5 protein-coding genes are annotated in these 5,088 nt (G+C 64.8%); 1 reads left to right on the top strand and 4 read right to left on the bottom strand.

Annotation, left to right across the window (positions count from 1 at the left end):
* Positions 1–743 precede the first annotated feature (743 nt).
* The 4 genes from cyoE to DVT68_RS08890 are packed head-to-tail and all read right to left on the bottom strand — an operon-like array spanning position 744 to position 4,124.
* Positions 744–1,652 carry a heme o synthase gene (gene cyoE / locus DVT68_RS08875; protein ID WP_233523405.1) on the bottom strand — a complete coding sequence of 303 codons (909 nt, stop codon included), beginning with the start codon at positions 1,650–1,652 and terminating at the stop codon, positions 744–746.
* Positions 1,653–1,654: 2 nt separating this feature from the next.
* Positions 1,655–2,821 (bottom strand): COX15/CtaA family protein, encoded by a 1,167-nt coding sequence (locus DVT68_RS08880; RefSeq protein ID WP_114824718.1) that lies wholly within the window; start codon positions 2,819–2,821, stop codon positions 1,655–1,657.
* Positions 2,821–3,390 carry a hypothetical protein gene (locus tag DVT68_RS08885; protein WP_114824719.1) on the bottom strand — a complete coding sequence of 190 codons (570 nt, stop codon included), beginning with the start codon at positions 3,388–3,390 and terminating at the stop codon, positions 2,821–2,823. Before DVT68_RS08885 ends, DVT68_RS08880 begins: the two co-directional genes overlap by 1 nt.
* Entirely contained in the window at positions 3,387–4,124 is a 738-nt protein-coding gene (locus tag DVT68_RS08890) for an SURF1 family protein (protein ID WP_114824720.1), read from the bottom strand. Before DVT68_RS08890 ends, DVT68_RS08885 begins: the two co-directional genes overlap by 4 nt.
* Before the next feature lie 59 nt (positions 4,125–4,183).
* Here DVT68_RS08890 and DVT68_RS08895 point away from each other — a divergent pair, with 59 nt between their 5' ends.
* A complete protein-coding gene (locus DVT68_RS08895) occupies positions 4,184–4,399 on the top strand; it encodes a twin transmembrane helix small protein (protein ID WP_114824721.1) in 216 nt (71 codons plus the stop codon).
* Positions 4,400–5,088 lie beyond the last annotated feature (689 nt).

Below are 5,088 nucleotides of genomic sequence, written 5' to 3' on the forward strand. Positions count from 1 at the left end.
TGGCCGGGCTTTTCGACCGGGCTCCTGCCCGGACGAAAAGTGCCTGACGTCCCTGCCAGGCACCCCTCCGGGGCCTGTTCGTCCACCCCTCACCGCCTCACAGGGGATCAGGTGCAGGCTCGTGCCGCTGCGCGGCACATCGCATCGCAAAACTCGCGTAGCTCTTTGTGGCGGCGCACCCAGTGCACGCTTGCAGAAGTCGTCGCTCGATCCGGCTCGCTTGCAGAGTGCGCTCATACAGGGCCGGCGCCGCTCTTGGCTCTTGGCTCTTGGCTCTTGGCTCTTGGCTCTTGGCTCTTGGCTCTTGGCTCTTGGCTCTTGGCTCTAGCTCGTGGCTTTTGACCTCCCCTCCCCTATGGCGCGAGCGGGTGGGTGGAGGAATAGCCCGAAGGGTGGCCGGCAGGGACGCCGGCCAGTTTGTCGTCAGGGCAGGATGCCCTGTCGACAAACCCCGGAACCCGCCCGCGAACCTGGAGGGCGTAGCCCGGAAGGCGTGCTCATCGGGGTGGCCTCTCTTTTGGTTACTTTTCTCTGGCCACACAGAGAAAAGTGACCCGCTCGTCGGCAGACGAGCGGAAGCCCGCCGCAGGCGAGCACTCTCGCGATCACGCCAAATCAAAGGCGACGAGCAAAGTCACTGGATCCCAGCCTTCGCTGGGATGACGAGCGTGAGGCGTGAGGCGTCATGCGTGAGGGCGTCAGCGAAGAATGCCACGCCCCTACAGAGTCACCGCAAAAAAACCTCAGGCTGCCCGTTCGAACACCACACCCTGATGCTGCACCACCGGCTCCATCAACCAATGATCCGCCAGCAGCAACGCGAACAACGCCATCAGATACACGATGGAGTAGTTGAACACCTTCATCGCAAAGAACTCGTCCGGCGGATTGAGCAACCTGACCGCGTAATACAGGAAGCCCGCGCCGAGCACCGCGGCGCCGCCGAGATAAATCCACCCGCTGTATCCGGTCAGCGCCGGCAGCATGGTCACCAGCACCAGCAGGATCGTGTAGAACAACACGTGCCAGCGCGTGAACACCACGCCATGCGTCACGGGCAACATCGGCACCTGCGCGCGTGAGTAGTCGTCGCGACGGAAGATCGCCAGCGCCCAGAAATGCGGCGGCGTCCACACGAAGATGATCAGGCACAGTTGCAGCGCGAACGGGTGCAGCTCGCCCGTCACCGCCGTCCAGCCCAACACCGGCGGAATCGCGCCGGCCAGGCCGCCGATCACGATGTTCTGCGGCGTGGCGCGCTTGAGGTAGGCGGTATAGATCACCGCGTAGCCGATCAGGCCACCGAAGGTCAGCAGTGCGGTGAGTCGGTTCACCAGCAGCGCCAGAATCAGCATCGACAGCACGCCGAGCACCAGCGCGAAGGTCAGCACCTGGCGCGGCTTCAGGTGGCCTGTGGCGAGCGGACGATGCGCGGTGCGCGCCATCACCTTGTCGATGCGCTGATCGACCAGGTGATTGAATGCAGCGGCCGAGCCCGAGGCCATCCAGATGCCCAATGTGCCGAACACCAGTGCCCGCCACGGCGGTATGCCCGGCACGGCGAGGAACATTCCGATGACGGCGCAGAACACCAGCAGCGCGACGACGCGCGGCTTGGTGAGTTCCATGTATTCGTGGAAACGACTGCTCATCGTCAGTGAAGTCCGTAAGTGTTGAACATGCCTTCGCCTTGGCGTTTCTGCGTGCGCGCCAGCGTGGCCAGCAGAGTGAACAGCAGCAGGGCCGCCACGCCATTGTGCAGCGTGGCCACGGGCAGCGGCAGGCCGAAATGCACGTTGCTGATGCCCAGCAGTACCTGGGTCACCAGCACCAGCGCGATCGCCCGGCCCTGCGCGCGCAGGCCACGACGCGACACCCGATGCGACAACCAGGCCAGGTAGCAGAACACGACGAGGGCGCCGATGCGATGGGCAATCTGGATCGCGCTGCGCGCAGCCATGTCGAGCACGCCGCCTTCGTAGTTCACGCCGACGCCGCGCCACAGCACGAAGCCCTCGTGGAAATCGGTGGGCGGCAGCCACTGCCCAAGGCACTTGGGAAAGTCGGTGCCGCAGGCCAGCGCCGCGTAGTTGGAAGAGGTCCAGCCGCCCAGTGCGATCTGCGCCAGCAACAGCACAATGCCGAACGCCACCGCGCTACGCACGCCGGCGTAACTGTCGTCGCGCGCGCTGACGCCATTGAAGCGCAGCGCCGCATAGGCCAGCAGGGCGAAAGTGGTGATGCCGCCCATCAGGTGGCCCATCACGACGATCGGCTTGAGCAACAGAGTCACGGTCCACATGCCCAGCATGGCCTGGAACACCACCACCGACAGCGCCAGCACACTGATGCGCCAGGCGCCCGGTCGCCCCAGTCCCAGCGCAGCGATCAAGGGCAGGCCGATCGCGAGCATCGATAGCAGCAGCGACCAGTGGTGCTCGCCGCGTATGTACATGCCGACGCCAATCGCCGCACAGACCGCGCCAACGATCACCGCGTAACGCGTCCACGGTCGCCGCCAACTGGCGATCAACGCCAACGCGAATACCAGCGTGCCAAGCGTACCGGCCAGGAAGCGATGCACCTGCTCGCGCCATGCCTTGTGCGTCTCGTAGGGGCGATCCGGAAAGGCCTGGTTGGCCTGGGCGATCTCATGCTGCTGTTCGGGCCAGGTGGCGCGCCCATAGCACGTCGGCCAATCCGGGCACGACAAGCCCGCATTGGACAGACGCACGAAGGCGCCGAACATCACCACGCCGAAAGCGAATACCGCGGCGAGCAACGCCAGACCGCGAAGTACATTGAGGGACCGGCCACGCATCAACGAATCACCTTCTGCAGATCCTTGCGCAGACCCGAGGGATCGAAACCGGCCGGATATAGCGACAGCGCCGTGCCGTCGGATTCCACCAGCAACGCACTCACGCTATCCGGCCCGGTCGGACGGAACGCGGCAAGTGCGCCGGTGCTGTCATCGCCCAGCTGCCAGTAGTTCGTCATGCCGCTGGCCGCGGCGTTCGCCGGAGGAACGCCCACGAAGAGCAGACGCAGGTGCGTGGCATTTCGGTTGAGCGTGATGCGCGCCGCCGCCATCTTGGTCAACGTATCCAGACACTGTGTGGCGCAATCGGGTCCCGCCAGCGCCACCAGGGTCATCTGCGGCTCGCTGGCGCGCCAAGGCCAGGTCTTGCCGTCGGCCAGCGTCACCTGCAACTGCTCGCTGGCGAAATTGCGCTGTGGCGTGATCGGCAGGCCATTGGCCTTGCCGCTGGGCTGCCAGCCCACGGCGGTAAGGATGCCGGCGCCGAAGATAGGTGCGCCGAACACCAACATGATCAACAGCAGTTTCAGCCGGCTGGCGCGCAGCGCGGCGGAATCGGGCTTATTCATGGGTGATCCGACTTGTTCCTGGGACGACGATGCGACACCAGCAGGATCACTACCGCCACCGCGGCGAAGGTGAACCACTGGAAGGCGTAGGCACGATGTCGTGCCGGCGGCATCGCGGAGAAATCGATGGTGTGCTCGCGCACGTAGACGGCGGCGGGATCTTCATCCAGCGCCAGCACCCGCGGATAGAGCGGACTGCCAAGATCCGCCGCCAGCTGCGGGAGGTCGAGGTAGATCGTGGTCTTGGGCCAGCGCGACTGCTGCGCAAGCGCATTGCCACCCATCTGGAAGCCCACGCCCGGCGGCGGCAGATACAGCCCCTGCAGCGCCTGCGTACCTTCCGGCAGCGGCGGGATTTGCGGCGCCTGGTCGGTTCCGTTACCGGGCAGGAAGCCCAGGTCGACCATCAGCAACTGACTGGCGCCCTGCGGGCGGAAAGGCACATAGACTTCCACGCCACCACGCTGATCATGCCGAGGGTTGTCGAGCAGATACACGCGATCGACCACATAGGCGCCCTGCACTTTCACGCGCGCAAAAGCATCCACGGGGGGCATTGCGGCCACTGCGGCGAAGTCGCTCGGCAGCGCGGTTTCCGCTGCGGCATACCGTCGCAGAATCTGTTCCTTTTCGTCTGCGCGATGCAGTTGCCACACGCCCAAACGCATGAACAGCAAGGCGCCGACGGCTGTCAGCAGCAACGCGAACCAGGACGGACGGCGCAGCCACTTCACGCAGAGGCACCGCGCACGGCCGCTATACTCGGGTTGTCAAAAACGAACGGACCTGTCACGTGGAAACCATCTACAAATATGCGCTGGTGATCCTGCTGCTGGTGGTGCTGTTCAATCTTGGTCAGGCCCTGTACTTCATGATGACCGACAAGGAAGGCAGCAAGCGCACGGTGTGGGCGTTGACGCGCCGCATCGGGTTGTCGCTGTTGCTGATCCTGATGGTCGTCCTTGGTATCTGGATGGGTTGGTTGCACCCCCACGGCGTGGGGCAGTAATTGTAGCGTTACGCTGGGTTTGACGCTTCTTCGCGATATCCCGTTTGTTCGAAGGCCCGCCGATCTGGCGGGCTTTTGTTTTGGGCACCGCTGGACGCATGGCAGCGTGGCAATCGCGGCGCAAGTGACTGCGGCCGGTATTCGCCATTTCGCCACTGGGCTCGCCTGCGGCGGGCTTCCGGACCGCTTCTGCGGCCCGGGTCACTTCTCTTTGCTTGCCCAAAGAGAAGTAACCAAGAGAAACGGCACCCCACTCGGCGCTGGCCGGGCCTGCGGCCCGACCAGTCCGTGAGGGGCGGCCGGGCTTTTCGACCGGGCTCCTGCCCGGGCGAAAAGTGCCTGGCGTCCATGCCAGGCACCCCTGCGGGGCCTAGTCGTCCACCCCTCACCGCCTCACAGGGGATGGGGTGAAGGCTCGTGCCGCTGCGCGGCACATCGCTCCGCGAAGCTCTCATCTCGCGCTGTAGAAACACAGTCTGTGCGTGATTGCAGAGCTGACCGCCAAAGGCGTTCGCGCACAGGATGCACTCCTACAGGGACGAGTCCGCTCTTGGCTCTTGGCTCTTGGCTCTGGCTTTTGACCCCCCCTCCCCTTTGGCGCGAGCGGGCGGGAGGTGGAACAGCCCGAAGGGTGGCCGGCATGGATGCCGGCCAGTGGATCGTCAGGGCAGGACGCCCTGTCGATCCAC

The sequence above is a fragment of the Dyella solisilvae genome (genome assembly GCF_003351225.1).
In the GTDB taxonomy this organism is placed as follows: Bacteria; Pseudomonadota; Gammaproteobacteria; order Xanthomonadales; family Rhodanobacteraceae; genus Dyella; species Dyella solisilvae.

Bases quoted from the DNA above. Each gene is read 5' to 3' on its own strand.
- cyoE (WP_233523405.1), bottom strand. From the start codon at position 1,652: ATGAGCAGTCGTTTCCACGAATACATGGAACTCACCAAGCCGCGCGTC.
- DVT68_RS08880 (WP_114824718.1), bottom strand. From the start codon at position 2,821: ATGCGTGGCCGGTCCCTCAATGTACTTCGCGGTCTGGCGTTGCTCGCC.
- DVT68_RS08885 (WP_114824719.1), bottom strand. From the start codon at position 3,390: ATGAATAAGCCCGATTCCGCCGCGCTGCGCGCCAGCCGGCTGAAACTG.